This window comes from Burkholderia sp. S171 (assembly GCF_009766085.1).
Lineage (GTDB): Bacteria > Pseudomonadota > Gammaproteobacteria > Burkholderiales > Burkholderiaceae > Caballeronia.
In genome coordinates this window covers 336,383-362,906 of sequence record NZ_LMUF01000010.1, presented here as the reverse complement: position 1 = coordinate 362,906, position 26,524 = coordinate 336,383, and the positions used below count along the sequence as shown (strand labels likewise).

Sequence of the window (26,524 nt, the reverse complement as noted above, 5' to 3'; positions counted from 1 at the left end):
TGACCGTCTGTTTGCATATCGGTTTTCAGCAGATTTCCACGACGGTCAGCGCAGTGTGTCCAGCGAGTGCGTTATGACCATCCATACCACCGAATATCGCGGCTATGCATTGCGCGCTTATTCGCAGCAGATTTTCCCGCCGCACGGCGATCCGTTTGCAAAAGGTCCCAAGCGGTTTTCCGCCATTGTTCAGATAGACACCGTACCGTCCGACAGCGCAACGTCCAAGCGCTATTCACCCGCCATCAAAGGTGCCGAGCCGGCCAGTGCCGACGACGCTATTGAGCTGGCCATGCAATATGGTCGAGACATCATCGACGGCAAGGTTCAGGCCGGTGCACTATACAACGCCCGAAGCGGGCGCTTTTCCCGCTCGGTGCGGCGGTTCCAGCCATCCGTGACGGTGTCGTCCGTACCATTACAGCCAGGCGGAGCAGACAACGCAACATGAGCGGCAACGCTCGCAGTAGCCACGCGTGACAAGACTCCGGGGCGTCGCGCAATAACTGAAGAACATCATGAACGACACTGTAAGAAGCTATCGCGGGCTCGAAATTATTCCGCTGATCTACCCGCACAAGCCGCGCGGTGCGGACGGTTCCCGCCATTACGACTCGGGTTTCGACGCCGCCGTGAAGATTTCGCGGCGCGGCGTTGACGACAGCACGACCACCAGCCGGGTGTATCGCGTGCCGGGCACCGGTCCGTTCAGCGGCTCGGGGGAAGCGCGGCTGGCGTCCACGCGTTATGCAGAACGGCTGATCGACGGCAACGTCGCAGGCGAATCGATCGCTGATCTATGAGTTATTCACTCGATCACCCGCCCGTGGCCTCTTCGCTCGACAACCGGACGGCCGACAAGCCGGCCGGATGGGCCAATTACAACGTAGCAGCCTCGTCCAGGCGCGCAACGGGCGGAACCATGCCCACGCTGCGAATCACGCGCCTGAGCGACAAGCGCGTGATCTATCCGTTTGTCGGCTGCGCGGACATGCCGCTTTTCCCCGATGCACAAGGCGCACGCGACTATGCGGAGCAATATGGTGCAAGCTTGGTGGACGGTGATATCGCGGTGCCTGAGTGAGAAACGTGGCAAACGTGACAAAGCGGGCGACCATACGGCACCTGCCGGGCGCGCGGCGGACTGCAGTCCACGGGCCAATCGGGTGCAATCGTTTCATTGTGTGACTAGGCGGGGTCCGAAATAGCTTGACACCGTAACGCGCGACACGTATTCTGAAGGTCGAAGTATTCAAGAAGCTCGATTGCTGTTCATCATTCTGCCTCGTTATCTCCGCGGTATTTGTTGTCCTCTCACTTCCTTGAAGCTTCTCTCGCCTCAATACGGGGTTGCATTATTTTTATATTTTCAAGGATTTAATATGGATACCGGTATCGTTAAGTGGTTCAACGACAGCAAGGGCTTCGGCTTCATTACGCCTGACGCAGGCGGCGACGACCTCTTCGCCCACTTTTCGGAAATTCGTAGCGACGGCTTCAAGACGCTCGCCGAAAACCAAAAGGTTAGCTTCGAAACCAAGCAAGGCCCGAAGGGTCTGCAAGCTTCGAACATTACCCCGCTGTAATTGGTGGTGTAATTGATTTATCGCGTAAATTGGCTCGCGCCGATTTACGCGAGAAGTAAATGTTTTCGCGGAGCTTCGGTTCCCGGTTGCGGAAGTCGCTTTAATTCAACGGCGCCGCTACCACCAGCATTGCACCTGTCTGCCTCTGCTTGCATCTGTTTGCACTTCCACTTTAGTCCGCTTTAGTCCCTCTGCAATCTCCTGCAACTTCGCTGCCACACGTCGCGATTCAAAACGAACGCTTATTGTTTTGTTTGCGCGCTTGTGATTTCGGCTGCTTTCTGCTGTTTTCTGCTGTTTCCTCTGCGAATTTTTAAGGCCTCGTGCCTGTTATCAACGCGTCCTGACAATCAATATTTGTCTGACCCGCGTTTGTTCGTGTGTATCAACTCATGCATAATTCTAATATTTATCTGTACAACGGCTATAAGGTCGTTCCTTCAGCGCATCGTTTGCCTGATGGATCATTCGCGTCAAACCTCTTGCTTGAGCGCCATAGCGGCAGCGAGAAGGGTAACCGCTACCAGTTCCACGTTCTCGACTATTTCAAGAACGAAGCACAAGCGCTCGGTCATTCACGCAAGTGGGCACGGGATTGGGTCGACACCCGCGGCTGATTGTCTGCAGCGGGCCGCGGTAGATCCTCGGTGGGTCGTTACTCGATCATTGATATGGCTTGCTGTTAGCAGCATGCTCAAGACATTCGTTATTCCAAGCCTTGGTTTCTCAAGTTCGATTAATCGGCTTGCTCTCATAGTTCCCCGGCATGCGCACCAAGCGCATGTGTCCCGGCGGCGCACCATCAGGTGCGCCGTTTTCGTTTCAAGCCCGTCAAATAAGCGTTTGCTCCATATGGATGCCGTCGCGGTTGTCCTGCATTTGCTTAAAAATCGACTCCAAAAATACTTGTAAAAAGATTGCATCTTTACCCTCAAGCAACATCGTGGTGCGGTCGTTAAATCATTTGCCTGGATCGACAAATGTGTGACGGAGCATCAGAAAAGCTTAACGCGTTCGAGGATGAGAGCCTCGCCGTCAACAAACACTTTGCGACAGGCACGGCGCGCGGACACACGGATCGATGTGGCCGCGCTGCACTCATACCGCTGCCGACGCTTGGGGGGCCAAGAACGGCAGCGGCTATTCAGCCGTCAAGAGCCCGTTTCGGGCAGGAGTCACCACGTGAACCTCAAACACATGACGATCAAGAGCAAGCTCATTGCTGGATTCGGTGTGCTTTCTGTCATCGTGCTCGGTGTGTCGGCCATGTCGCTGCACGCGCTGAGCAGTTCGACCGATGGTTTTTCGAACTACGTTCATGGTCCAAGTGCGCGAGCCGACATGGCGGCGCAGGTTCGCACCGCAGTGGACCGGCGTGCCATTGCGGCCCGTAATCTTGTCTTGGTAACGAAACCCGCGGACCTGGAAATCGAGAAGGCCGACGTCACGCGTGCATCGGAAGACGTGCAGGCGAAGCTGAAGCTATTGAAAACCATGGTCACGAGCGGGCCAGACAGCAGCGACATCGCCCGCAGTCTGGTGGGAGAAATCGATCGCGTGGAGATGCTGTACGGGCCGGTTGCCAACGCCATCGTGGCGCTCGCGCTGGCGGGCAAGCATGACGAGGCCATCGTCAAGATGGATAACGAATGCCGGCCGCTGCTGGCTTCGCTCGTGAAGGCGACGGACGCTTACGCCGATTTCACGCGTAACCGCCAGGACCAGTTGGTGCGCGACTCCGATGATCAATATCAGATGCAGCGCAACCTGTTGATCGCCATTTGCGTGGCCGCGATGGCCATGGCATTGACGGCGGGTGTGTTCATCACGCGCTCGATCACGTTGCCGATCCGGCGTGCCGTCGATGTCGCCAGCACGGTGGCCCGTGGCGATCTTCGTAGCCGCATCGTGGTTACGCAAAACGATGAGACCGGCCAGTTGCTCGGCGCACTCGCCGACATGAACGCGCGGCTGATCGAAACGGTGAGCCGCGTGCGTGAAAGCAGCGGCAGCATCGCGAGTGCGTCGTCAGAGATTGCGATGGGGAACACCGACCTCAGCCAGCGTACCGAGGAACAGGCGGCGTCGCTGGAGGAAACGGCGGCGAGCATGGAAGAGCTGACATCGACGGTCAAGCAGAACACCGAAAACGCGCAGCAGGCCAGCGCGCTGGCGACAAGCGCGTCGGATGTTGCCCAGCGTGGCAACAAGGTGGTCGGGCAGGTGGTCGATACCATGCACGGCATCAGCGAAAGCTCGGCGAAGATTGCGGAGATTACGGGGATTATTGAAGGGATCGCGTTCCAGACCAATATCCTGGCGTTGAACGCGGCGGTTGAAGCGGCGCGGGCGGGGGAACAGGGCCGCGGTTTCGCGGTGGTCGCAAGCGAAGTGCGCAGTCTCGCGCAACGATCGTCGAATGCAGCCAAGGAGATCAAGGACCTGATCGCGCACTCGGTGCTACAGGTCCAGAACGGTTCGGCGCTTGCCAGCCAGGCCGGCGAAACGATGTCGGAGGTGACCCAGGCGGTCGCGCGAGTGACGGACATCATGGAAGAGATTGCGGCGGCATCGATTGAGCAGGGTCGCGGCATAGAACAGGTGAACCAGGCCATCACGCAGATGGACGAAGTCACGCAGCAGAACGCAGCGCTGGTGGAAGAAGCCGCGGCGGCATCCCAGTCACTGCAGGATCAGGGCCGGCAATTGACAGAGGCCGTGGCGTTTTTTCAGATGGAGGGCACGACGGTTGGGTCACATTCAGCGGTTGCGGCCACGTTTAAGCCGGGGGGTCGTGCTGCGGCTTCGCCCGCTACTAAACATGCCGTTAAACGCTCGCCCGCCGTGCGGATTGCATCGATGAAAACAGCCAGTGCCGGTGAGGAAGGCTGGAGCACATTCTGACGCGCGGCGACTGCCCGGCAAGGTAAATGAAGCGGCGCGACTGCGGTCGCGCTGCTTTTAACCGCTTGTCCATACGCTTTTCGGTTGGCTGCGTTTTTATAAGCTGAACGCGTTGTGTCATTGCATCCGTATGACGTTATTGATCAAATTATGTTTCGTTATCCAAATGACTGTTTTTAGGTTGGTCTCGTCGCGCTGTATTCTTTGTATCGATACGCTGGCTCGCAAACATCCGCTTTGCGGTGCGCTTATCTCTCTAGTGTCAAACGTCCCACGAACGTAACCGGTACCGCCCCGGTCTTGCCTGTCGGCGGCCCGCTCGCCGCATCGATCTATCCTTATCCCTTTCTAACGCGGCAGATTTGCGGTATTCCTGTCGGGATGAGCACGTGCACCCCAGCAGCGTGCTCACCCCGAATGCACCAGGAACCGGAGCCGTCGATGTCCTTATATCTTCTTGCCCTGCTGATTGGCGTTGTCGCCGGCCTTCGTGCCATGACCGCTCCCGCCGCCGTAAGCTGGGCGGCGCATCTCGGCTGGTTGCCCGTCCAGCACACACCGCTCGCGTTTCTTGGCGCAACCGTCACGCCTTATATCCTCACTGTGCTTGCCATTGGCGAACTCATCACTGACCAACTCCCGAAAACCCCCAGCCGCAAGGTGCCCATGCAGTTTGGCGCACGGCTTGTGACCGGCGCGGTGAGCGGGGCCGCGCTGGGTGCGGCGGCGGGTTCGATGATCGGCGGTGCAGTAGCGGGAGTGATCGGCGCAGTTATTGGCACACTGGGTGGCGCGAACGCTCGCGGCGCATTAGCTCGCGCAATAGGGCGTGATCTGCCGGCAGCGCTGATAGAAGACGTAATAGCGGTCGGTGGTGCAGTGTTGATCGTCATTGTGTTTGCTTGAGCTTCTTTCTGGGCGCTGCCGGTATGAGTGGCGTCGACGTCGGCATCGGCGCTGTTTCAGCGTGAATTCAGTGCGGCTTCAGTATTGGTGCCGCTTCGGTATCGAGAAGTAGGTGGCCAGCATTTCTGCCAGGCGCCAGGTGGCGCAAGGCCGCCGGCAGTGGGCGTCGAAGCCTGCATCTTTCAGGCTTTCAACCGGATCGGCTGGCCAGACGTTGCTGATCGCGACCAGCAACCGGCCGGTGATGTCGGCGTCGGGGCGCAGCGCGCTGATGAAGGCGTAGCCGGATTCGCTGTCGAGCCGCGTGTCCAGTATCAGTGCCTGGGGTTTCCAGTTTTGCAGCAGTGAGCGCGCCGATTTCAGGCTCTGGGTATGCATCACCTGCAGCCCGGTGAGCCGCAGCAGCGCGGCCAGCGATTCCCCTATCAGCTTGTCCTGGTGGGCGATCAGTACCCGTGGTGAGCCAATCGGCATGCGTGCCTGCTTGCCGCTCCATAGTGCGAAGTGTCTCTCGTCATCTGTTCCTGAACGACTGCTCATGGTGTCCTCCTCCTCGTTTTTGTAACTGGATGGGGCGCCGGAGCCGCATTACCTCCATGGACGGCGGCTTCGAGTCCGGCGATGGGATTACTGCGGAACCGATGACGCAGTGTCGCGGTTAAGCGTTTGCCGCAAAACCCGGTCGAGGAGGGGACCCGGGCGAATTTTTCGGGGGGATCGCAGACCCCCCTTCGTATCCCTGCGAAAGGAGGGGTGGCGAGGCCCCGACATGCCGTTACCATCAGGGTGTGATTTACGGGAATAGCAATGGAAAACGGTAATTTCAAAACGGTGCTGCTGGTCGAGGATGAGGGGCTTACGAGAAGCGCCATGAAAAGCCTGATCCTTGCCAACGAACCGTTGCTCGATATCGATGAGGCTGACGGCTTCGAACAGGCCAAGGAGAGGTTGTCCGAGCGCTCGTACGATCTCGTTTTCCTCGACTATCAATTACGGGGCAATTCCACGGGACTCGATCTGCTGAACTGGATCGGGGAGCAGGAGCGCGAGGTACAGACCATCATGCTGTCCGCACAAGATGACCGCGATACGGTGCTGGAATGCATCAGGAGCGGCGCATGCGGCTTTATTTCGAAGGCGAGTGAGCAAGGGGCGGGCGTGTTCCGCGAGGCCCTCAAGACGATTTTGAGCGGCCGCGTGTATTTGCCCAATAGCGTGCTGGGAAAGGGCGGTCACAGCCCCAAGCCGGTGTCGACGCATTCGGGCGTGACGGTCGAGTCGTTGAACTTGCCGCCGCGCTTGACCGAGACGCTGCGCTATTTGTTGCAGGGTTTGTCGAACAAGGCGATCGCGAGAAAAATGAATATCAGCGAGAACACCGCCAAGGAGTATTCCAGCGATCTCCTCGCCCGGTTTCATGTGACCCGGCGGACGTTCCTGATCGTGGAAATGGCGCGGCGCGGGATTGAGATGCCGATGGGCAACCCGGCGACAGCGGGCGCGCCACGGTAGGGAAGGCTTGACCTGAGAGATTGATAAAACTAAGCGGGGACGAGGCTTTGCCGGTGTTTGCGCCTCTACAATGCCGCCGGGGTCTTGCCGCCGGGGTCTTCCCGCAGTGGCAGGACAAGGGCAACACCGGAATTCCGCATGCGCGCAGTGATAAAAAAACCGGCAGCAGCGACACACCGCTTGTTGCCGACGGGGAAGGCGGATGCATCGCCACGATGCCCGCGCGTTTCGCTGAGCACGACCTCGACGACCTGCTGGCTGGCATGACCCAGAACAACCTGCATGCCGAGGTCGGATCCGGCCTGGCGGTTGGCGCTGAAGCGTTCTGAGTTTGCCTTTTGACCACCGTCCGCGCTTCAGGCGGCCGATTTCATTTCCTCCTCAGCAAGCCCTCGCCGCATCTCCCGCCGAGCGCCCCGCTATCAGCGACGTAATCTGCCGGCGCAACTCCGCCGGACTAACCGGCTTGCTCAGCACGTCGTGATCGCATGCGAGCGGCACGATGGTTGCAGCCGGCTCGCCGGTGACGACCAGGCACGGGCAGCGCCGCCCGATTTTCGCCGCGCCGAGCATAGCCACGTCGCGCGCTGTTTTCGAATCGCGTAAGCGGAAATCCGTGATGATGAGATCCGGATATCGTTCGATGCTGTTCAGCGTCGCCTCAAACTCTTCGAAGCTGCTCGCGGAGTCGAACAGCATGCCCCATTGCACGAGCAACGCTTCCGTCGATGCCCGCACGAGACTGTCGTCCTCCACCAGCAACACATAAAGTCCGTCCAGCGGCACGGTCTGCAAATCGGCGGTCTCACCCCGCGCACGCGGTGCAGCTTCGCCAAGAGGCGAACCGCAAATGGGCATTTCGAGCGAGAAGCGCGAACCGCGTCCTTCAGTCGATTTCAACTCGATCCGATGCTCCTCCAGGATGGATACCACCGCATTCACGATCGACAGGCCGAGACCCAGTCCCCGATCGTTGTCCTGTTCGGCGTTGCCCACCTGGAAGAACGGCTGGAAGATCGAATCCCAATGTTCCGGCGCAATACCAATGCCGTTGTCGACCACATCAATGCGCGTTCGCGTGGCTGAACGCACCACGCCCACGATCACCACGGGCTCGGCTTTCTTGCTGGCATCGGCGTAACGAATGCCGTTCGACACCAGGTTCACGATGGCCCGCCCCAACCAATGTGCGTCGCTGCGTACGTACACGGGCGCCTCGGGCATGCGCAGCCGCAACTCGACGCCGTGCATGGCCGCAAGCGGCCGCAGTTGTTCGGCTGCTTCCAGTACGGCGATCTTGAGGTCGAACACGTGATAGCGCGGCACGACGCGGCCCGACTCGAGCCGCGAGAGATCGAGCACCGCGTTCAGGAAGCGCGCAAGGATCACCGACGAACGGCCGGATTCATCGATCAGACGGGCGGCTTCGGTTACATCGTCGTGATGCAGTGCTTCGGCGGCGGCTTGCAGGAAGAGATTGAGCGCGTGCATGGGCTGCCGCAAATCGTGCGTGGCGGCGGCGAGGAAATTCGACTTTTCCCGGCTTGCGGTTTCCGCGGCCAGCATCTGCTGCTCCTTGAGCGCGAGCAATGCATTGGTCTTGGTGTCCTGATCTTTCTTCGACGCCAGCAGATCCAGGTGCTTCTTTTCCAGTTGAACGTTTGCGGTGAGGAGCTCGTTATTGAGCACACCGAGTGCACGCTCTGCCGCGAAGCGCTCACGCGATACCCGTTCCGCATGCACGCACACGCCATGACCGATCACGACCACGTTGAAGAGATAGAACAAGCCCATGTAGAAGTCTTCGGGCGAGAGAATCCTGATCGTGAGCTGCAGCACGATGACCGCTGAAAACGTCACCACCGCAGCCGTCAGCGCTACCTTGGACTTCAAATAGAAGAAGCCGAACTGGAAGAAAAATACGAGGTAGAGGCCAACGAAATACCACGTGTAATTGAATGGCCCGGGCGACAAGGCCACCAGCAGGAGCAGGATCAAGTTGCAGCCGTATACCCCGAAGAGGATCACGCGCTGGGACGTGGCATGCGTCGCGAACGACGCTCTCAAGGTCAGGCTGCCGACGAACACGAGCAACACGATGCCGGCCAGCCGCAGCGCCATGATCTGCATGAATACGGGGGCGAGCACCGCGCTTTCGCGCCCGAAGTTGAAGTCGTACCAGAGGAAGCAGACCCAGACGCTTAACGCGAGAAGCGCCGATGCGCGGCGAAACGCGCAGAAACGAAGGCTGTGGTCTTCGAGGAACTGGGCTTCGAAAGCGGCTTCGGGGAAGGGCTTCGGTATCGAGAGATTGCGTACGAGGCTTAAGCCCGCATCGCGTGCGGACGACGAAAAGAGCCGCGACGATTTGGGCGCGGCAAGGTTGGCAACATGCTCGGGAACGTCCATGATTCGCTCACTCGAAAAAGGGCGTGGTCGATTACTTTATCCGACCGCGCGCCCGAAGCAAACATCGTTTTTTACAAATCCCAAGTGCTTATCCGCCATGACTGCATGTCATCGGCGTGATCACCGGCACGCGCTCGCTAACCGCACGCTCTCACGTTACGCTCGCTTTCATGATTTTCGGATCGATATTCTTCCTGCGTTTATTCATCTGATCTTTAAAAAGGTACTGCCATGTCGCGCATTTTCATCACAGGGTCCGCCGATAGACGGGGTCAACTGGCCGCCCGTCTGCTCGTGGCGCAAGGGCATCAGGTGGTGCTGCACGCGCGCCATGCCGAGCGCGGCCGCGCGCGACGCGGATTTGCAGGATTGGCTGATCGAGGCGTGTGAGCGCTTGTCAGGGGTCGGCGGCCTAAGTGAAGAAGCGCTTGCCGTGCGGGAGCGCTATTGAATGCCGCTTATCGGAGGCGTTTTCGAACGCGAAGAACACGGCTGCGCGGCAAATCCCTGCGCGGCCGCTCAAGTCAACTCGGAAATCTCGATCAGGTTCAGATCGGGATCACGGAGGTAGACCGAGCGAATCTTTTGCGTGGCGCCGGTACGCTCGACCGGCCCTTCTATGATCGGCCATTCGCACTGCTTCAAGTGCGCGATCACATCGTCGAGCGGCACGGCCGCGATGAAGCACAGGTCCAGCGCACCCGGCACCGGCACATGCGCCTTCGGCTCGAACTCCTTGCCGCGCACATGCACGTTGATTTTCTGGTTGCCGAACTTGAACGCGGTCCGTCCAGCGCCGAAGGTTTCGAGCTTCATCTGCAGGATTTCGATGTAGAAATGACGCGTCGCCGCTTCATCGACGCAAGTCAGAACGAGGTGATCCAGGTGATCGATGATGGCCATGTCAGGCTCCTTCCTTGGCAAATGCGTGTTGTGCGGGCGGCGCGTCGTGCAGGTCGAGCCGGCGGCCGGCCTTGAGGATCTGGCTCGGTACGTCGTGACCGATCAGGCCGGGCAGCAACGCCGCTGCGTCGAGCACCGAGGTGAGATTAACGCCGGTGTCGTAGCCGTCCAGTTCCAGCATATGTACTAGTTCTTCCGTACATACGTTGCCGGTTGCACCGGGTGCGTAGGGACACCCTCCAATGCCGCCAAGCGATGCATCGAATCGATCGATGCCCGCGCTCAGCGCCGCGAGCGTATTGGCCAGCGCCATGCCGCGCGTATTGTGGAAGTGCAGCGTGAGTTCGAGCGCGGGGAACGCCTCGCGAACGCGTTCGCACAACGTCTTCACCTGTGAGGGGAACGCCATGCCGGTGGTGTCGCAGAGGGTCACGCCGTGCACGCCGAGTCCGGCGAAACGCTCGGTCCAGCGCAGCACTTCGTCAACCGCGACGTCACCTTCCATGGGGCAACCCATCGACGTGGACAACGACACGTTGATGGCAACCGGCGTTGCTTTCACCACGCTGATCACTTCGCGCAATTGCGCGAACGACTGTTCGCGGCTCATGCGCAGGTTCGCGTGGTTGTGGGTCTCGCTCACCGACATCACGAGGTTGACTTCATCGACACCGCATGACAGTGCGCGTTCCGCCCCACGCACGTTCGGCACGAGCACGGTGTAGACCACGCCTTCATGCCGCGCGATGCCGTGCATCACGGCTTCGGCGTCGCGTAGCGCGGGAATGGCTTTCGGCGATGTAAACGACGTCACTTCTATCTTCGCGAATCCGCATGCGCTCAAAGCGTTGACCAAGGCGATCTTCGCGTCGGTATCGACGAATTGCTTTTCGTTCTGAAAGCCGTCTCGCGTCGCGACTTCCTGGATATACAGGCGTTTCATGGGGGCTCCTCATGTCGGATTGTGGCGCGTTATACGGACATGATGAACCTGTGGCGATGGCCTGAAAATCGGTTGATTTTCCACGACCGTTTCCAAATTGGAAAGGCTCGTGCGAGGAGCCGGCGAGTGCCTTCGCACGTCAAACGTTTCGTCGTGGCACAGTCCTGTTTAAACATTACTTTCCGGCAGGAGTTCTTTCCGATGTCCGATTTCATTCTCGACAATCCGTTTCTCGAATTCCTCGATGCACGCCTGGTTGCGTGGAAGAGCGGTTACGCCGAGTTCCGCATGCCGATTCAAGCCCGTAACCTGAATCGGCAGGGCGTATTGCAAGGCGGCGCGGTGGCGACCCTACTCGACGCCGCATGCGGATATGCAGGTCTCTATGCCGAGCAGGGCGAACCCGCCATTCACGGTTTCACGCTTTCGCTGACGGTCAATTATCTCGACACGGGGCTGGGTGAGAGCGTGACGGCGAAAGGTTTTATCGAGCGGCAAGGGCGCAGTATCTTTTTCTCGCGCGGCGAAGCGTGGGTCGATGACAAGCTCCTGATTGCGAGCGCGCAAGGAACATTCAAATACGCCGGCACGCACGGGAAGAAGTGACTGACTTCATGCAGCACGCGGTTAAAAAGCGCCGGTTTCCCGGCGCTTCGGCCTTCACCAACATCCATGCGTGCGACGGCCTCAAGCCGCCGGCTTGAGCACGACCTTCGTCCAACCGTCGTCGCGAGCATCGAAGTGCTCGTAACCTTCGGGCGCTTTCTCAAGCGGCAATTCGTGCGAAATAATCACCGATGGTTTCGCCTTGTCCGCCGCGATCAGGTCGCGCAGCTTGCGGTTGTACGCCTTCACGTTGGCCTGGCCCGTTGCAATGTGCTGGCCCTTCATCCACATCGTTCCGAAGTCGAATGCGAGCTGCCCCTTCTGCATCAGCTTGTCCTCCGACTTCGGATCTTCCGCGACGAACACGCCCACCACGCCAATACCGCCCGTCGCACGCACTGACTTGACGAGGTTGTTCATCGTCAAGTTGGGCACTTCATGGCCCTTGCAACTGCATTGATAACCGACGCACTCGCAGCCCCGGTCCGCGCCTTCGCCACCGGTCAACTCCAGGACCTGCTCGACCGATGAACCGTCGCTGTCGTCAATGGGAATCGCGCCGATTTTCTCCGCCAGCTTGAGCCGGTCGGGGTGCGAATCGACGACCATCACCTTGCTCGCGCCTTTGATGGACGCTGACATGGCGGCCATCAATCCGACGGGACCCGCGCCATAGATGACCACGCTATCGCCCGGTTCCACGCCGGCCAGCACCGTCGCGTGATAACCGGTCGGAAAGATGTCGGAAAGCATCACGTAGTCGTTTTCCTTCTCCTCGGCATCGGGCGGCAGCAGCAGGCAATTGAAGTCGCCGAACGGCACACGCAGGTATTCGGCCTGTCCGCCTTCATACGGTCCCATGCCTGCAAAACCGTACGCGGCGCCTGCCATGCCCGGGTTCGCCGTCAGGCAGAAACCGGTCAAACCCTTCTCGCAGTTCTTGCAAAATCCGCAACCGATGTTGAACGGAAGACAAACGCGATCCCCCTTTTTAATGCGCTCAACCCCGGCGCCGACTTCCACGACCACGCCCAGGTTTTCATGACCGAAGATGCGGTTCGTTTCCATGTTGGTCCTGCCTTCAAACATGTGCAGGTCCGAGCCGCAGATGTTCGTGGTCGTGATCTTGACGAGCACGTCCGTCGGCCGTTGAATTTTCGCGTCCGGCATTTCCTTCACGGTCACCTTGCGCGGACCTTCGTACACGAGTGCTTTCATCACTGCTCCTTGAATGGTTGGGATGATGATTGAGATGACTGTCGCCATGGACTCGCCGGATGGCGGCTGACGATGTATTCAGCAGTGCGCGTTCCCGCTGCGAGCCGTTCCGCCGCCCGGTAACGATGACGTCCGAAGGTCGGTTGCACGCAGATTTTGCAAGTGGTAGGCCGTGCCTCCATTCGTTAGGAGCGCTGTGTTCGCGTCGGCCGTGCGAGTAGCGGGCGGGACCGATGTCGCTTCGGTCCTATCACCATGACGTGATCGTTCTAGGAGCGGGGTTTATGGTCGCATCTACTCAAAGGGACCCATCCAGCGCGTTTCCGGTGTGCCGGTTCGCTAAAAAACCATCCAGCATCACCGTTCCTTTTCCCGGGAGTCATCGAATGTCGAGAACGTTGGAAGCATCTCCCCCTGAAGTCGATCTGAAAACGCTGCGTAAGGTGATTCTCGCGGCATCGATCGGCAATTTCGTCGAATGGTTCGACTTTGCCGTGTACGGTTTTCTCGCGACCATCCTCACGCGGGAGTTTTTCCCGAGCGGCGACCCGGCAGTCGGGCTGCTCAAGACCTTCGCGGTTTTCGCCGTGGCGTTTGCATTCCGGCCGCTGGGCGGGATTGTGTTTGGCGTGATTGGTGACCGCATTGGCCGCAAGCGCACGCTCGCGTTGACCATCCTGATGATGGCCGGGGCGACCACGCTGATCGGCTTGTTGCCCACGTACGCCGCAGTCGGTGCGTTCGCGCCGTTCCTGCTGACGGTCATCCGCTGCGTGCAGGGTTTTTCCGCGGGCGGCGAATATGCCGGCGCGTGCGCGTACGTGATGGAGCATGCGCCGCAGCACAAGCGGGCGCGTTACGGCAGCTTTGTGCCGGTATCGACGTTCTCGTCCTTCGCGGTGGCTGCGGTCGTTGCGTACGCACTCGACGCGTCGCTTTCCGCCGATGCCATGAGCACCTGGGGCTGGCGCGTACCGTTCCTGGCCGCTGCGCCCATCGGCCTGATCGGTCTTTACCTGCGGATGAATCTCAGCGAAACCCCCGCTTTTCGTGCGCTTGAGGGTGAGCACAATGTGGCGCATGCGCCATTGCGCGACACGCTGCGCACGCAGGCACCGGGCATTCTGAAACTGGGGGCGTTTATCTCGGTGACGGCGTTGTCGTTCTATATGTTCACCACCTATTTCGCGACTTATTTGCAGGTGGCGGGCGGGTTGAATCGCGCGACGTCGCTGCTGATCACGGTGATAGCCTTGTTTTTTGCGGCGGCGCTGTGTCCGCTGGCCGGTCTGTATTCGGACTGGGTGGGCCGCCGGAAGACTGTGTTGACGGCGTGCGTGATCCTGATCGCGATGGTCTATCCAGCGTTCTCGCTGGCGGGGTCGGGGCACTTCTTGCCGTCGGTGATTGGCGTGGGCATGCTGGCGATTGGCGCGGTGTTGGCGAACGTGGTGACGGCGCCGTTGTTGTCGGAAGTGTTCCCGACGCGCACGCGCTATACCGCTTCGGCCATCACCTACAACCTGGCATACACGGTGTTTGGTGGCACGGCACCGCTGGTCGCCACATGGCTGATCACGACGACGGGCAACAACCTGTCGCCGGCGTTGTACTTGATCGTGATCGCGGTGATGGGATTGATCGGTGGACTGATGCTGCCGGAAACGTCGAAGGTCTCGCTGCATGGCGCGAGTGCCGCTCATCCCGATGCAACTGCCGCCGCCACGTTGAAAAGCGCACCGGGGTCAGCGGCTTAATGGTGGCTGATCGCTGCGGGTCGCTGATGATTTGATCACCGTTGCAATGGCTTCGTCTGGCGACGGCTGGGCATGTCCCGAGGCTGCAATAACCCGATCCACAAAGCGCAGCTTTTCGACGACGGGCGGCGCAAGCGCGAACGGGTAGGCGTCGGGCATGCCGAGACTGCGATTCAGGCTGTTTAATGCGTAGGTGAGCGGAAACCACTGTTTCATCAGATGATCGAAGGTGGCTTCGCCCGGCGGTGGCTTGGCCTCCAGCTTGGGGTCTAGCGAATTCCCCGGCATGAGTGCGACGCCGCAGGCCATGGCGGTATCGACGGTGTCCACGATGTGCAGGTAGTGCGCCCAGGTTTCCGCCCAGTCCTCCCATGGGTGAGTAGTCGCGTATGCGCTGACAAATGATTTGCCCCAGTTCGGCGGCGCTCCGTCCTTGTAATGTTTCGCCAGCGCTTCGCGATAATTCGCCCGCTCGTCGCCGAATAGTGCGCGAAACCCCGTGATCCACGGCGTATTGGCGACCAGTCGATCGAAATAGTAGTGACCAATCTCGTGCCGGAAATGGCCCAGCAAAGTCCTGTACGGTTCGCCCATCGATAACCGGACGCGTTCGCGCTGCGCGTCATCGGCTTCCGCGATGTTCATGGTGATCAGGCCTCTATCGTGACCGGTCAGCACTCTCTTACCGCGTTTGTCCTCCAGGAATTTGAACTGCAGCCCGGTCTTCGGATTGACCTGACGGGACTCCACGCGCAATCCCAGTGCGCCGAGCGTGTAGAGGAGGCGGCGTTTGGCCGCTTCCAGCCTGAACCAGTAGTAGCGGCGGTTCGCTATGCGCAGATTGGGAATGGTGTGCGTCAGGCGGCAGGCGTGACACAGCGGGTCGGGGGAGTCGGCCGGAACCATCCAGTTGCAGACTTTTTCGACTTCGTAGTTATGACAGCGCTTGAACAGCATGTCCCGGTGTTCGGGGTGCCGGCTGCGCCAGAGGCCGTCGCCCGCGTCTTCAAAAGCACTGATTTCAGCAATTTCCGGGATAAAACCAAGCAGCGATTCGCAGCGTTCGCAGCGAAAATTCTCGAAGAACACCAGCTGATTGCAATGATTGCAATGGAAAGTTTTCATAGGCCGCGGGGTTCGAAGTACATGGCGCATGTTCTCCTAGTATGGACATGCGCGCAGGAAGTTCTTCGCAGCAACCTGCATGCCGCCGGGGAAATCGATTCCAGAGGCGGCTTGGATCAAACTTTGACCTAGCTTACGCGTTCTGTCAGATACGCGGTCACGACAGTTTCATATTCATCGACGCGCAAGCGGCGCTCTTTCGGCTTCGCCGCCATGTAGAGCGGCGCGAGGCTTTTGACGAACTGCAGCAGCACTTCCGCGTTGCGAAGAGCGTCCGCTGCGGCCAATCCTTGCAGCGATGCGCAAACAAGTCGGCAAAACCAGCTACAACGCAATCCGGCTAAATCATTACTAAGGATGACGATCTACCTCGTCAGCTGGTTAGCCCGTCTATCTGCGTTACTGACTCGCAGCGCCAGCACTTGCGCCCCCCGGCGCGGCGGTTGCCTTGGCCGGGTTCGGGGTTGAGTTCGAGTTTGGAGCCGCGTTCGGATCCATCTCCCACCCGCCGCCGAGCGCGAGGAACAGGTTGACCTGATCGAGCGCGACTTGTCCTCGCGCCGCAGCCAACTGCCCATTCGTCGATGTCAATGTCCGCGTAGCATCCAGATCAGCGATAAACGATTCCCGTCCCGCGAGAAAGAAGCGATGAGTCTGATCGGCGGATTCCGCTGCTGATTTTTGCGCGGCCGTCAATGCATCGGCGCGGGTGTAATCGGCGGCGTAGGTGGCGAGACTCGACTGCGTTTCCCGCAGCGCCTTCAACACGACGCCATCGAACTGGGCAAGTGCGGCATCGGCGCCATATTGCGCGCCTTGAATCCGCCCTCGCTGACCGTTCACCGGGAAGCTCCAGCTAATCAATGGACCGAAACCCCATCGCGCGGTGGGTTGCGTACCGAGATCTTCCAGCACCCCTGTCAGCCCCGCCGATGCCCCGAGGGTCACCGTGGGAAACAGCGCACCCGTGGCCACGCCGATCCGTGCGGTCGAACCCGCCAGCTTGCGTTCGGCCTCGCGTACGTCGGGACGCCGGCGCAGCAGCGCGGCGCCATCGCCGACAGGCAGCGGCTGCGCGATCACCGGTGTTTTCTTGCAGGCAAACACGCCCTTGGGCAGATCGGCGGGTGCGCGCGCCAGCAGCGTGGCGAGCTGGTATTGCGCGATCCGCCGGCGTGCCGTGTAGACCGGAATATTCGCCGAGAGCGTTTCGACTTGCGTCTGGCCGCTCGTGACGTCAGGCGCATTGCCGCGGCCCGCCAGCTGTAAGCGCCGCGATACGGACACCCGCTGGCGTTGCAAGTCGAGCGAGCGCTGTGCAATGCCGAGTTCTTCCGCCGCCGAACAATTCTGCACGTAAGCCCGCACTACATCTGCCACCACCGTGATGCGCGCCAGATCGGCTGCGGCCTGCGTGGCGTCGCTGTCGGCACGCGCCGCTTCCACGCCCCGTCGCAGCGTGCCAAACAGATCGAGCTCATAGGAAATGTTGATGCCGACATCGCCTTCATTCGCGACCGGGATCTTTTCGAAGATCAAGTATTGCTCCGCCGATTCCTGCGCGCGTTTGAACGCAGCCGACGCACCGCCCGAAAAACCGCCTTGCGCCTGCGCCACGCTGAGCGCAGCGCGCGAGCGGCCGAGATTGGCCGCGGCAACGCGTAAGTCCGTGTTCGACGCCATGGCTTGCTGGACCAGATCGTCGAGGACGGGGTCGTCGTAGAGACGCCACCAATGTGTTGGCACCGGCCCGCTGGAGATTGTCGACTGGCCATCCGCGCCGTCGAGCGGGGCGTTGGCGAACGGTGCATTGACGATGGCGTCTTTCGGCACCGAGTAGTCGGGACCGACCGTAAAACACGCGGCAAGCGCGAGCACGAACGGCGTCAGGACGAGAGCGCGCGGCATCTTCATTGACTCGCACCCGGGGCGGAGGCGGCCGCAGTGCTGCTAACCGGTAGAACACCGCTTGCAGCGCTCACGGGAGCGGCAGAGGACGCACTTGAAGCACCAACGGCACCACTTGCTCCACCAACCACATTCGCCGACGTATTCGATTTAGCGAGCGGCGTGATATCGCGTACGGACACCGTCGCCGTGCGTCCCGCGATCATGCGAAAGTCTGCCGGCACTTCGTCCAGCGCAATCCGCACCGGAATCCGTTGCGCCAGCCGCACCCAGCTAAACGCCGGATTCACGTTCGGCAGCAGATTCGATCCCTGCACGCGGTCGCGATCCTCGATCCCCGCGACGATGCTCTGCACATGCCCGTGCAGCATCTTCGTCTCGCCCATTATCTTGATGTCCACCGGTTGCCCGATATCGATCCCGTGCAGCTTGGTCTCTTCGAAATAACCATCGACACGGAACGAGTGCAGGTCCACCACCGACAGCACCGAGCGTCCCGCCGTCACATATTCGCCCGTGCGCGGCGCGCGATCGTTGAGATAACCATCGACGGGACTCACTATCGTCGTGCGTTGCAAATTGAGCCGTGCCGTATCGATAGCGACATCCGCATCGGCCAGCGCCGCTTCCGCCGTTTGCACGCGCGAGCGGCTTTCCTCGGTCACTTCACGTGCGACGAGATCGCCGAGCGTGCGGTTGCGAGCGTCTTCGCGGCGGGCCTGATCGAGCGTTGCGCGGCGCTGCAGGGCTGTTGCCTGCGCCTGCCGCAGCGCGAGCGCGTAGCGTGCCTGATCGATGACAAACAGCACTTGGCCCGCGCTCACCGGCTGGTTGTCGACCACGTTCACGTTCACGATCAGGCCGCCCACGTCAGGCGCCACTTGCACGACGTCGGCGCGCACATGACCATCGCGAGTCCACGGCGCGAACATGTAGTAGTCGACCAGCCGCCACAACACGAACGCCGCAATCGCCACGACGACGAGGGTAAAGAGGATTTGTCCAACAGAGAACCAGGCTTTTTTCACGATAATTTCACGGTAATAGCCGATGCGAAACAATGACCACGATGCCAAGCACGATCACGTAGATCGCGAGGTCGAAAATGGAACGATGCCAGACGAAACGGTACAGGCCAACGCGGGCGAACACCCGTGTAACGACCAGGCAGAGCAGGTACGCGACCAGCATCAGTACCAGCGCGGCGGGCAGGAAGACACCGTAGATATCGACTTCACCGATCATCGCGGGGCGCTTTGCAAAAAGGATGGGAAGGCGCGGCGCGTCATGCAGCAGGCTCCGGTTGGGGCGGCGGTGCGGACACGAGCGTATCCGGGAACAGCGACAAACGCATGCCCACCAGCGCATGCAATGCGTCGCGAATCTGGCGGCCGGGAACGGTCTTCTCGGGCTGCGCTGCTTCTGCGTCCGCTTCCGCGTGAACCGCGCCGCCGCGCCGCGTGATGCGATCCAGCGCTATGTCAATGGCCGCTTCCAGGCTCGCCGGCACCGGCTGACGCGAGCCGCGCTCCACGCACTGCTGGAAATACGCGCGCACACCTTCCAGCACGCCATCGACCGAGGCGAGATCGGCGTCGTGCAGACGGCGCCGCAGACGCCGCAGATCGAGCGAGTTGAAAGCAATCCGCAGATCGCGAAAACTCTCGATGGACGGATGCCGCTGGTCGTCGCTGGCGGCAAGGCGCGGGATGATCTGCATGAGACGGTCGATCATGCGCGCGGTCAGATTTTTCTGGTCATCGACGGGCCGGGTCGACGCGCTCAGCGCCACGTCGCGCCAGCCCGAGCGGATCAGCCGGGCCGCAGCCAGTTCCGCGCCGAACGGCCGCGTCACGCGGGTCCAGACGAACGCGAATAACAAACCCGCCGGGCCCGCCAGATTGCTGTTCATGAAGGTCAGGAAGTTCGCGTCGTAGGTTCCCTGGATGCTGATGAACGTGGCCGTGTTCACGGCGGTCAGCATGGTCGCGAGATTGAATTGCGGGCGCGGGATCAACGTGCCGATCAGGATGAAGGGGACCGCGAACATGATCACGAGCATGGGGAAGTCGTGCACCGTCGGCAGTATGACGAATAGATACAGCCCGGCGAGCACTACGGCAAGACAGGTGTAGGTGAAGAACGCAAACACTTGCGGCGCGGGTTCATCGAGGGCGGCAAAAAAACAGCACGCCACCGCGGCCAGCGTGACCGCGCCCGCGCCGTCGTTCCAGCCAGACGCAATCCAGAGGCTGCACGCGATGAAGATGGCCAGCACGGCGGAACCCGCCGAAAACAGCAGCATGCCGCGATCGAAGTACTGCTGCGTGCCGCCAAGCCGCCAGTGCCGGTAGCGGGGCCGCCAACTGCCTTCTTCGTTCGTGATGATCACGCGCAGCGCGCGGCAATCCTGCCAGACATCGACCAGTTGTTTCAAGCGCCACAGGGTGTTCGACAGCAGCGCGCCTTCCCATGTCCGCAGAGCGTCCCCGTCCGGTTGCAGGCCGGCGATCCGGCTGCGCAGCGCGTCGGCCTTGGGGTCGTTGTTGGCATTGGACGACGCTGCATCAGTGCGTGCGGACAGCGGTTCGTCGAACCATGTGACGATATCGGCGAGTAGCGTTTCGAGACCCGGTGGCGGCGGGTTCTGGCCGTTGAACAACGCGGCCAGCGGATCGCTAATCGCCGACATGATCGGCATCAACAGCTGCATCCGGCCACGCAGCGCCTGCGTTCGCGCGAGCACGTCAGGCCGGGTGTGATCGTAGGCGAGCTGGCTCAGCAGGAATTCGAGCGCGTTCACGGTGACCGCGAGCCGCTGACGGCATGCTGAGATGGTCTTGCCGCCCATCCGCCCGGAGAGCGTTTCCTTGGCGTAGAACGCGGCGTCGCGGAACCACGCGTCGGTCCGTTCGATCAGCGTCGGCGCGAGGCGGCTCGGCAAGATGACGCCGCCGACCACGCTGGCGCACACAATGCCGAGCACGATCTCCTCGGTCCGCGATACCGCGAGATCGAAGATGCCCGCCGGGTTCATCACGGAGGGGAGTGCGATCAACGGCATGGTGTAGGCGGCCAGCATGAACACGTAGCTGCGCGCGGTACGGTCGGAGATGGCGAGAAGCAGCAGCGTGCCCGTCCATAACGCGACCACGGCGCTGAACCAGTAGGGCGACTCCACGAACGGCGGTACGAACAGCACGGCGGCCGAGGCGCCGATCATGGTGCCGAGCGCGCGATACAGCGCCTTGGACCGCGTCGCCCCCACGAACGGATTCGACACGATATAAACCGTCGCCATCGCCCAGTAAGGACGGGGCAGCTCCAGCTTGAGGCCGATATAGAGCGCCAGCATGGAAGCCGCGAAGGTCTTGACCGAAAATATCCAGTCGCGCGAAGTGGGGTACGTCATGGTGCGCTAGACGCCTTCTTCCGTATCGGTGCCGGTTGAGCCGATGGTAGGGCCTTGGTGTGACGCGGATGTTGTTGAAGCTTGTTGCGTTTGACTGGACGCGCCCAGTTTAAACGCAGCGAATACCCGCAGGGTCGCTTCCAGGTCTTCGCGGCTTACATCGTTCAGCACGCCGGCGCGCAGTCCGATCAGTTCTTTCTCGATCTTGGCGGTCACCGACCGGCCTTCGTCAGTGAGCGAGATGATTTTCGCGCGCCGGTCGTCGGGGTCTTCGTCCCGGCGCACCAGGTTGGCCGCGCACAGCTGATCGAGCAGACGCACCAGCGACGGCCCTTCGATCCCGGTCAGTTCGGCGAGCGCAACTTGTCGAACGGGCGCGTCGAGGCGTGCCGCGATCAACAGCGGCGTCGCGCAGGCTTCGGATACGTTATAGCCCGATATAACACTCTGGCTCGTGCGCCGCCACTGCCGGGAGGCAATCACGAGCGCGCTGCTGACGGATTGGCGAAGGACATCGATTGATGGCATGGCGCGCATTGTATTTCGACAACAATTCGTTAGCAAGCTATTGAATTAATTTTTTAGGGCGGGATGATCTTGAGGGCGAAGTGAGGGCAGTAAAAAATGGCTTAACGCCTGGTGCCGCGCTTGAGCAGGAGTTGGCTCAGTACGGTAAACGCCATCGTGGGAAGTTCATCCAGTTTGCGCACAACGATGTTATGCGCATAAAACTTTTCTACGGCATCGTCGAGAAGTCCGACGCCAATAAGCTCGATCCCAGAGCGTGTAATCTGGTCGATGCGCGCCCGCAGGTCGGTCCGCAAGATCACGGGATGACCATCGCCCGTGGCGGGATAGCCGTCGGATAACACCATCAGGATGCGACGGCCGGCGCGTTGCGCGGCCAAACGCTCGGCGGCCCACGCCAGCGCCTCGCCGTCCGGATTCTCGTGACCGCAATCAATCGCGCTTAGTCCCATCGGATTGTTCGAACCGAAGCGCTTGTAGATCTGCAGGTCCAGCCGTTCGACACGCCGGTTGAAACGGTTCAAATCCACGCCTTCGGCTAGCTTCTGCTCATAAAATGCGCGCATTTCCGGGGATTCGACCGAACTGTAGCCGAGCACTTCGCACTTGAACGAAAGCTGCATCAACGCGTCGCAAAGCGCGGCGGCGCAGAGTCGGGCGAGAGTAATTTTTCGGCCAACCATGGAGCCGCTGCGGTCGATCAGCAGCGTGACGGCGGCATCGCGACCCTCGGTCGTGCGCTTGACGCGAAACGGTGTCCGGTATCCCGGCGATACAACCAGCTTCGCCAACGCAGGCCGGTCGATTTCTCCACGTTCCTGGTCCCGTTTCCAGTGCGTTTGTTCATCCGCTTTCAACGCGCGTTCAAGGCGCGCGGTCAACGGCGCGGTTTCCGCGCGGGCGAGCGCGCGCAGGTTGCGCCACGCGGCGGCGTCGCCCAGGCCGGTGAGGTCGGTGATGAGATCGAATTCGGTCGTGAGCGGAATAGACAGGCGAGGGCGGCCATCGATCATGTCGATATCGAAGGTCATCGGCGGCGCCGGAGCGTCTCCTTCCGATGCCTCTGCGCTGGCGTCCGACGGTGCCTGGGCCATGCTGGCGGCATCGGAGGAAGCTGCGTCGGAGATTTCCTGCGATGCCGCGTCGAGCCCATCCGGATCGCCCGATACCTGCTCGGCGTCCAGCGCTTCATCGGCGTCGGCGGAAAACATCATGGTGTTCACATCGCCGGCAGCCAGCGACCTGATCCGTGCCACGAGCGCCCGTGCGCCGGCCACGCTTTCAAGGGTCGAACGGCTGGCACGGACAGTCTGCAGCAGCTCGCTTACGGCGCCGAGCGTAGCAATGAGCGCCGGAGTGCGTTCCGTCACGTCCGGCGCTTCGTCCCAGAGCGCGCGATCGATAAACCAGATCAGTTTGTCGCGCCAGGCCAGGGTCGGCCAGCGTGCGTGCGTGGTTTGCGCCGTTTGCTCACGCAGTTTTCCGACAAACTTGCGGGCACCCGGGTAGTCATTGAACAGCCGCTCGCAGACGCGCCGGTCCTCAATCGCTTGTGCAATTTGCTGGGTTGCGCCCGGATTCAGCGCCCTGATTTCGCTAATGGTCGAGTACTTCGAGCGCGCCACCAGCAAGTCGAGCTGGCCGGTGAGCGCGTCCAGATCGGCTGCGCCGGCAGCGCCCGGCGGGAACTCCGGCAACACGATGCGGTCGCGGTCTACGCGCGGCCCGGATGCATCGAACGATACCGTCACGCCGTATCGGCCCGTCAGCACGCGCGCCATCTTGCCGAGCATGACTTGTGTGGTGTCTGAGCGGGTCAGGTCAGAAGTGGCCACATCAGTTACCGGGAAAACGTGATGGTGTCGCGCTATCTTCCACGGCACTCAACACGGCAGCCGCCGTGAAAACCGCCGCAGCGCTCGCGGAACACCGCCCAGTACCGACTTGATTGAGCATAAGCACGCGTTTCATTCGTCGAACGCAATGTGATGCCGGATGATGCTGCGGATCAGCGCGGCGTCCTCAGCGCTGACTTTCGCGTAGATCGCCGGGCCGGCAGCGCGTTCCGGGTCGCCGGAACGCAGCATCAGGTCGGCCCAGTCGAGCAGGCGGCGGGTCGAAAACGCACTGGCCAGATCCTCGCGGGCAAACGCCGCGCGGCAATCGGCGGCAATGGCGGCGAGCGTTTGCGCCATCGTCCGCGTGAAGCGGCTCCCAAGCGTGCGCATCAACACTTCGGCCTCTTCCTCGGGCGACAGGTAATTCATCAGATACACACGCCAACGGTCGAGGAACGCCTCGTTCATCAGGTTGGCACCCTGATACAGATGCCGATAAACGCTCATTGCACCCACAGCGTTTGCGGTCGCGAACAGGCGGAAGGACGGATGCGGCGCTACCAGTTCGTTGCCTTTTTCCTTCAGCAGCAAACGGCCGTGAGGTTCGAGCACGGCAGTGAGGACGGCGAGGATCGAGGGTTCGGCGAAGTCGATTTCATCGACTACAAGCCACAGGCCTTCGCGCATGGCTGTCGGCAGCACTCCGTCCACCCAAAGCGTCTCGCCGCCTTTCACGGTCCAGAAACCGACGAAATCACCGATGGTCGTCTGGCCGTTCATGTTCGCCCGCAGCACGCCGTGTTGCGTACGGGCCGCGACCTGCTCGATCAGGCTCGTTTTTCCCGCGCCGGTATGGCCGATCAGCAGCACCCGCCGGTTCTCGACGATATCCTGGAGGATGTCGCCAAAACGCTCGGGAAAGAGATAGGCGGGGTTCAGGCGCGGCACGAGCGGACCAGACTGGCCGACAGGCATGTCCACCGGGCCAATCGTCGTTGTTGCTTCGTTTGAATCCGGATTCGTGGCTTGCAGCGGTTGCCTGACGGCGCGCCGAAGCTCTTTGAGAAACCCGGTTCGTCCTTCCGCGGGCAACGGTGCGAGCGCCGGATCGTCGGGTCGAAAAAACCCCTCCCGATGCCACTTTTGCAACTTCGACTTGAGGTTTTCCAAGTCGACGACCGTATCGATATTGCCCGGCCCATCGCCGTATCCATGTTCGATCCGATACATCTGCGGCCGGTCAGAAAGCGTCACCTGCCACCACTCGGCGGCCTGTCCCGTCGAGCGCTCGTAGCGGCCAATGTGAGGATCGTCTTGCAACTTCGGTTCGGGCGCGTTCATTGGCTTGCAGGCATGGGCAGGTGAATGGGTGAGGCTGAATGTTTGAAACTTTACACGGTCGCGGGAGTAACCCAACGCGATGTGAAGTCTGAGGTCTGCGCCGAGAGAGTTTTTCGAGCTTAACTGGTGAGGATCGGTCGTTGGAATTTTAAGCAATAAATTACCTTATTAAAATCGTATAAGCACCTGATTTGTATCGAATATTTCCTAAAAATCCGCGCCAATCTACATAGGCTCGAAAGTTGTGCAGAAAAGCTAACCAAGTGATTGTTTTAAAACCAATAAATCGATGCCAAACCGGTCTTTGTTAAAGTGGTTTGTCAAAAATTCTCCATGTTCTTGTTTAACAAAAGAAATGGATCGTAACCGATTGATTTTACTGCGAAAAAATAATTACTAAATGTTATAAGTTAGATGACGCTGCTATACACTTGATTCTAAACATATAAGTGAAATTCAAGTCCAATCTCACAAGTCCAATATCTCGAGAACACATCAACTGCCGCCCGTACAAGCTTGATCGTCAAATGAAGTCCGCAACGCCTTCCTCCTCACGGTGGCAAAATACGCGCTCCACCCACCAGGAGCAGCAATGAGCACCCCGATTCAGCACGATTTCCGTTCCGATACCGTCACGCGACCCAGCCCGGCCATGCGCGCTGCGATGGCATCGGCGGAAGTCGGCGACGATGTTTTCCGCGACGATCCCACCGTCACGCAACTCGAAGCCGTGATGGCCGAGCGTTTTGGCAAGGAAGCGGCCGTGTTCCTGACCTCGGGTACGCAATCGAACCTGGTCGCGCTGATGGCGCATTGCGAGCGAGGCGACGAGTACATCGTCGGGCAGCAGGCCCATTGCTATCGCTGGGAAGCCGGTGGCGCGGCGGTGCTGGGGAGCATCCAGCCGCAACCGTTGAACAATCAGGCGGACGGTTCGTTGCTGCTGGCGGAGATCGAGGACTCGATCAAGCCCGACGATTCGCATTACGCGCGCACGCGGCTGCTGGCGCTGGAAAACACCATCGGCGGGAAAGTTTTGTCGCAGGAGTACATGGAAGCGGCGACGGCGCTGGCGCGTCGGCACGGCCTCGCTACCCATCTTGACGGCGCTCGGATCTTCAACGCGGCGACCGCGCTGAATACGCCCGTTGCCACGCTGACGCGCTGCTTCGATACGGTGTCCGTGTGTTTATCGAAGGGATTGGGCGCGCCGGTCGGGTCGGTGCTGGTCGGCAGCGCGGAGTTGATCGCGAAGGCGCGACGCACGCGCAAGATGGTGGGCGGCGGTTTGCGGCAGGTCGGCATTCTCGCGGCGGCCGGGATTTACGCGCTGGAGCACAACGTGGCGCGCCTCGCCGATGACCACGCCAACGCGACGACGCTGGCCAAGGGCTTGGCGGCCTATCAACAACTGAAGGTCACGATGCCGGACACGAACATCGTGTTCGTGGAAGTGGACGGCGCGATTGCCGCTGACTTCAAAGAACATCTGGCGGCGCGCGGGATTGGCATTACGTCGGCGTATAGCGCGACGAAACAGCGCTGGGTCACGCATCTGGATGTGGACAGCGCGGCGGTTCAAAACGCGCTGGCAGCAGTCCGGGCGTTTTTCTCAGAACGGTAATTGC

26 protein-coding genes and 1 pseudogene are annotated in these 26,524 nt (G+C 60.6%); 13 read left to right on the top strand and 14 right to left on the bottom strand.

Annotated elements, in window-relative coordinates; translation table 11 throughout:
• Positions 1-73 precede the first annotated feature (73 nt).
• The 7 genes from GSQ93_RS07345 to GSQ93_RS07315 all read left to right on the top strand — a co-directional run bounded on the left by GSQ93_RS07345 (position 74) and on the right by GSQ93_RS07315 (position 5,396).
• Positions 74-451: a hypothetical protein gene (locus GSQ93_RS07345; protein ID WP_367889740.1), complete on the top strand. Its 378-nt coding sequence runs from the start codon at positions 74-76 to the stop codon at positions 449-451.
• A gap of 67 nt (positions 452-518) precedes the next feature.
• The gene (locus GSQ93_RS07340) at positions 519-803 is read left to right on the top strand and encodes a hypothetical protein (RefSeq protein ID WP_158934952.1); all 285 of its coding nucleotides are present in this window, start codon (positions 519-521) and stop codon (positions 801-803) included.
• On the top strand, positions 800-1,084 hold the full coding sequence (locus GSQ93_RS07335; RefSeq protein WP_158934951.1) for a DUF6723 family protein: 285 nt from the start codon (positions 800-802) through the stop codon (positions 1,082-1,084). The genes GSQ93_RS07340 and GSQ93_RS07335 overlap by 4 nt, the downstream gene beginning before the upstream one ends.
• Before the next feature lie 298 nt (positions 1,085-1,382).
• Positions 1,383-1,586 carry a cold-shock protein gene (locus GSQ93_RS07330; protein WP_031362000.1) on the top strand — a complete coding sequence of 68 codons (204 nt, stop codon included), beginning with the start codon at positions 1,383-1,385 and terminating at the stop codon, positions 1,584-1,586.
• A 392-nt stretch (positions 1,587-1,978) separates the two neighbouring features.
• Complete coding sequence (locus tag GSQ93_RS07325; protein ID WP_158934950.1) at positions 1,979-2,203, top strand: hypothetical protein; 225 nt, start codon at positions 1,979-1,981, stop codon at positions 2,201-2,203.
• Positions 2,204-2,783: 580 nt separating this feature from the next.
• A complete protein-coding gene (locus GSQ93_RS07320; protein ID WP_158935020.1) occupies positions 2,784-4,490 on the top strand; it encodes a methyl-accepting chemotaxis protein in 1,707 nt (568 codons plus the stop codon).
• Between the two features lie 441 nt (positions 4,491-4,931).
• Entirely contained in the window at positions 4,932-5,396 is a 465-nt protein-coding gene (locus tag GSQ93_RS07315) for a DUF4126 domain-containing protein (RefSeq protein ID WP_158934949.1), read from the top strand.
• A 78-nt stretch (positions 5,397-5,474) separates the two neighbouring features.
• On the opposite strand, the gene GSQ93_RS07310 is transcribed toward GSQ93_RS07315, so the two are convergent.
• Positions 5,475-5,936 (bottom strand): response regulator, encoded by a 462-nt coding sequence (locus tag GSQ93_RS07310; RefSeq protein ID WP_158934948.1) that lies wholly within the window; start codon positions 5,934-5,936, stop codon positions 5,475-5,477.
• A gap of 267 nt (positions 5,937-6,203) precedes the next feature.
• Between GSQ93_RS07310 and GSQ93_RS07305 the strand changes: the two genes are divergently transcribed.
• Together GSQ93_RS07305 and GSQ93_RS07300 are read left to right on the top strand one after the other, a co-directional pair.
• Positions 6,204-6,908, top strand: coding sequence for a response regulator transcription factor (locus tag GSQ93_RS07305; protein WP_158934947.1), 705 nt, complete (start codon positions 6,204-6,206; stop codon positions 6,906-6,908).
• Positions 6,909-6,961: 53 nt separating this feature from the next.
• Positions 6,962-7,237: a PbsX family transcriptional regulator gene (locus GSQ93_RS07300; RefSeq protein WP_158934946.1), complete on the top strand. Its 276-nt coding sequence runs from the start codon at positions 6,962-6,964 to the stop codon at positions 7,235-7,237.
• 52 nt (positions 7,238-7,289) lie between these two features.
• On the opposite strand, the gene GSQ93_RS07295 is transcribed toward GSQ93_RS07300, so the two are convergent.
• Positions 7,290-9,317 (bottom strand): hybrid sensor histidine kinase/response regulator, encoded by a 2,028-nt coding sequence (locus GSQ93_RS07295; RefSeq protein WP_158934945.1) that lies wholly within the window; start codon positions 9,315-9,317, stop codon positions 7,290-7,292.
• A gap of 231 nt (positions 9,318-9,548) precedes the next feature.
• Between GSQ93_RS07295 and GSQ93_RS07290 the strand changes: the two are divergent.
• A pseudogene (locus GSQ93_RS07290) lies at positions 9,549-9,659 on the top strand (short-chain dehydrogenase); the annotation flags it as partial.
• Positions 9,660-9,836: 177 nt separating this feature from the next.
• Here the strand turns inward: GSQ93_RS07290 and GSQ93_RS07285 are convergent.
• Positions 9,837-10,220: a VOC family protein gene (locus tag GSQ93_RS07285; protein ID WP_158934944.1), complete on the bottom strand. Its 384-nt coding sequence runs from the start codon at positions 10,218-10,220 to the stop codon at positions 9,837-9,839.
• Position 10,221: 1 nt separating this feature from the next.
• The gene (locus GSQ93_RS07280) at positions 10,222-11,163 is read right to left on the bottom strand and encodes a hydroxymethylglutaryl-CoA lyase (protein ID WP_158934943.1); all 942 of its coding nucleotides are present in this window, start codon (positions 11,161-11,163) and stop codon (positions 10,222-10,224) included.
• 201 nt (positions 11,164-11,364) lie between these two features.
• Between GSQ93_RS07280 and GSQ93_RS07275 the strand changes: the two genes are divergently transcribed.
• Entirely contained in the window at positions 11,365-11,769 is a 405-nt protein-coding gene (locus GSQ93_RS07275) for a PaaI family thioesterase (protein ID WP_158934942.1), read from the top strand.
• 81 nt (positions 11,770-11,850) lie between these two features.
• On the opposite strand, the gene GSQ93_RS07270 is transcribed toward GSQ93_RS07275, so the two are convergent.
• Positions 11,851-12,987, bottom strand: a complete 1,137-nt coding sequence (locus GSQ93_RS07270) for a glutathione-independent formaldehyde dehydrogenase (protein ID WP_158934941.1) — start codon at positions 12,985-12,987, stop codon at positions 11,851-11,853.
• 386 nt (positions 12,988-13,373) lie between these two features.
• Between GSQ93_RS07270 and GSQ93_RS07265 the strand changes: the two genes are divergently transcribed.
• A complete protein-coding gene (locus GSQ93_RS07265) occupies positions 13,374-14,744 on the top strand; it encodes an MFS transporter (RefSeq protein ID WP_158934940.1) in 1,371 nt (456 codons plus the stop codon).
• Here the strand turns inward: GSQ93_RS07265 and GSQ93_RS07260 are convergent.
• The 9 genes from GSQ93_RS07260 to GSQ93_RS07220 form a co-directional block, all read right to left on the bottom strand.
• On the bottom strand, positions 14,733-15,869 hold the full coding sequence (locus tag GSQ93_RS07260; RefSeq protein WP_158934939.1) for a putative zinc-binding metallopeptidase: 1,137 nt from the start codon (positions 15,867-15,869) through the stop codon (positions 14,733-14,735). The two genes, GSQ93_RS07265 and GSQ93_RS07260, sit on opposite strands and share 12 nt — an antisense overlap.
• 128 nt (positions 15,870-15,997) lie before the next feature.
• Positions 15,998-16,156 (bottom strand): hypothetical protein, encoded by a 159-nt coding sequence (locus GSQ93_RS07255; RefSeq protein WP_158934938.1) that lies wholly within the window; start codon positions 16,154-16,156, stop codon positions 15,998-16,000.
• 112 nt (positions 16,157-16,268) lie between these two features.
• Positions 16,269-17,777, bottom strand: coding sequence for an efflux transporter outer membrane subunit (locus GSQ93_RS07250; protein ID WP_254073798.1), 1,509 nt, complete (start codon positions 17,775-17,777; stop codon positions 16,269-16,271).
• A gap of 2 nt (positions 17,778-17,779) precedes the next feature.
• Positions 17,780-18,805: an efflux RND transporter periplasmic adaptor subunit gene (locus GSQ93_RS07245; protein ID WP_158934936.1), complete on the bottom strand. Its 1,026-nt coding sequence runs from the start codon at positions 18,803-18,805 to the stop codon at positions 17,780-17,782.
• Between the two features lie 7 nt (positions 18,806-18,812).
• Complete coding sequence (locus tag GSQ93_RS07240; RefSeq protein WP_158934935.1) at positions 18,813-19,022, bottom strand: DUF1656 domain-containing protein; 210 nt, start codon at positions 19,020-19,022, stop codon at positions 18,813-18,815.
• Positions 19,023-19,062: 40 nt separating this feature from the next.
• Entirely contained in the window at positions 19,063-21,189 is a 2,127-nt protein-coding gene (locus tag GSQ93_RS07235; protein WP_158934934.1) for an FUSC family protein, read from the bottom strand.
• Between the two features lie 6 nt (positions 21,190-21,195).
• Entirely contained in the window at positions 21,196-21,717 is a 522-nt protein-coding gene (locus tag GSQ93_RS07230) for a MarR family winged helix-turn-helix transcriptional regulator (protein WP_158934933.1), read from the bottom strand.
• Positions 21,718-21,818: 101 nt separating this feature from the next.
• Entirely contained in the window at positions 21,819-23,552 is a 1,734-nt protein-coding gene (locus tag GSQ93_RS07225; RefSeq protein ID WP_367889739.1) for a cobalamin biosynthesis protein CobT, read from the bottom strand.
• A 132-nt stretch (positions 23,553-23,684) separates the two neighbouring features.
• Complete coding sequence (locus GSQ93_RS07220) at positions 23,685-24,896, bottom strand: AAA family ATPase (RefSeq protein WP_158934932.1); 1,212 nt, start codon at positions 24,894-24,896, stop codon at positions 23,685-23,687.
• A gap of 592 nt (positions 24,897-25,488) precedes the next feature.
• Between GSQ93_RS07220 and ltaE the strand changes: the two genes are divergently transcribed.
• Positions 25,489-26,520, top strand: coding sequence for a low-specificity L-threonine aldolase (gene ltaE, locus GSQ93_RS07215; protein WP_158934931.1), 1,032 nt, complete (start codon positions 25,489-25,491; stop codon positions 26,518-26,520).
• Positions 26,521-26,524: the final 4 nt, after the last annotated feature.

Bases quoted from the DNA above. Each gene is read 5' to 3' on its own strand.
- GSQ93_RS07345 (WP_367889740.1), top strand. From the start codon at position 74: ATGACCATCCATACCACCGAATATCGCGGCTATGCATTGCGCGCTTAT.
- GSQ93_RS07340 (WP_158934952.1), top strand. From the start codon at position 519: ATGAACGACACTGTAAGAAGCTATCGCGGGCTCGAAATTATTCCGCTG.
- GSQ93_RS07335 (WP_158934951.1), top strand. From the start codon at position 800: ATGAGTTATTCACTCGATCACCCGCCCGTGGCCTCTTCGCTCGACAAC.
- GSQ93_RS07330 (WP_031362000.1), top strand. From the start codon at position 1,383: ATGGATACCGGTATCGTTAAGTGGTTCAACGACAGCAAGGGCTTCGGC.
- GSQ93_RS07325 (WP_158934950.1), top strand. From the start codon at position 1,979: ATGCATAATTCTAATATTTATCTGTACAACGGCTATAAGGTCGTTCCT.
- GSQ93_RS07320 (WP_158935020.1), top strand. From the start codon at position 2,784: ATGACGATCAAGAGCAAGCTCATTGCTGGATTCGGTGTGCTTTCTGTC.
- GSQ93_RS07315 (WP_158934949.1), top strand. From the start codon at position 4,932: ATGTCCTTATATCTTCTTGCCCTGCTGATTGGCGTTGTCGCCGGCCTT.
- GSQ93_RS07310 (WP_158934948.1), bottom strand. From the start codon at position 5,936: ATGAGCAGTCGTTCAGGAACAGATGACGAGAGACACTTCGCACTATGG.
- GSQ93_RS07305 (WP_158934947.1), top strand. From the start codon at position 6,204: ATGGAAAACGGTAATTTCAAAACGGTGCTGCTGGTCGAGGATGAGGGG.
- GSQ93_RS07295 (WP_158934945.1), bottom strand. From the start codon at position 9,317: ATGGACGTTCCCGAGCATGTTGCCAACCTTGCCGCGCCCAAATCGTCG.
- GSQ93_RS07285 (WP_158934944.1), bottom strand. From the start codon at position 10,220: ATGGCCATCATCGATCACCTGGATCACCTCGTTCTGACTTGCGTCGAT.
- GSQ93_RS07280 (WP_158934943.1), bottom strand. From the start codon at position 11,163: ATGAAACGCCTGTATATCCAGGAAGTCGCGACGCGAGACGGCTTTCAG.
- GSQ93_RS07275 (WP_158934942.1), top strand. From the start codon at position 11,365: ATGTCCGATTTCATTCTCGACAATCCGTTTCTCGAATTCCTCGATGCA.
- GSQ93_RS07270 (WP_158934941.1), bottom strand. From the start codon at position 12,987: ATGAAAGCACTCGTGTACGAAGGTCCGCGCAAGGTGACCGTGAAGGAA.
- GSQ93_RS07265 (WP_158934940.1), top strand. From the start codon at position 13,374: ATGTCGAGAACGTTGGAAGCATCTCCCCCTGAAGTCGATCTGAAAACG.
- GSQ93_RS07260 (WP_158934939.1), bottom strand. From the start codon at position 15,869: ATGAAAACTTTCCATTGCAATCATTGCAATCAGCTGGTGTTCTTCGAG.
- GSQ93_RS07250 (WP_254073798.1), bottom strand. From the start codon at position 17,777: ATGCCGCGCGCTCTCGTCCTGACGCCGTTCGTGCTCGCGCTTGCCGCG.
- GSQ93_RS07240 (WP_158934935.1), bottom strand. From the start codon at position 19,022: ATGATCGGTGAAGTCGATATCTACGGTGTCTTCCTGCCCGCCGCGCTG.
- GSQ93_RS07235 (WP_158934934.1), bottom strand. From the start codon at position 21,189: ATGACGTACCCCACTTCGCGCGACTGGATATTTTCGGTCAAGACCTTC.
- GSQ93_RS07230 (WP_158934933.1), bottom strand. From the start codon at position 21,717: ATGCCATCAATCGATGTCCTTCGCCAATCCGTCAGCAGCGCGCTCGTG.
- GSQ93_RS07220 (WP_158934932.1), bottom strand. From the start codon at position 24,896: ATGAACGCGCCCGAACCGAAGTTGCAAGACGATCCTCACATTGGCCGC.
- ltaE (WP_158934931.1), top strand. From the start codon at position 25,489: ATGAGCACCCCGATTCAGCACGATTTCCGTTCCGATACCGTCACGCGA.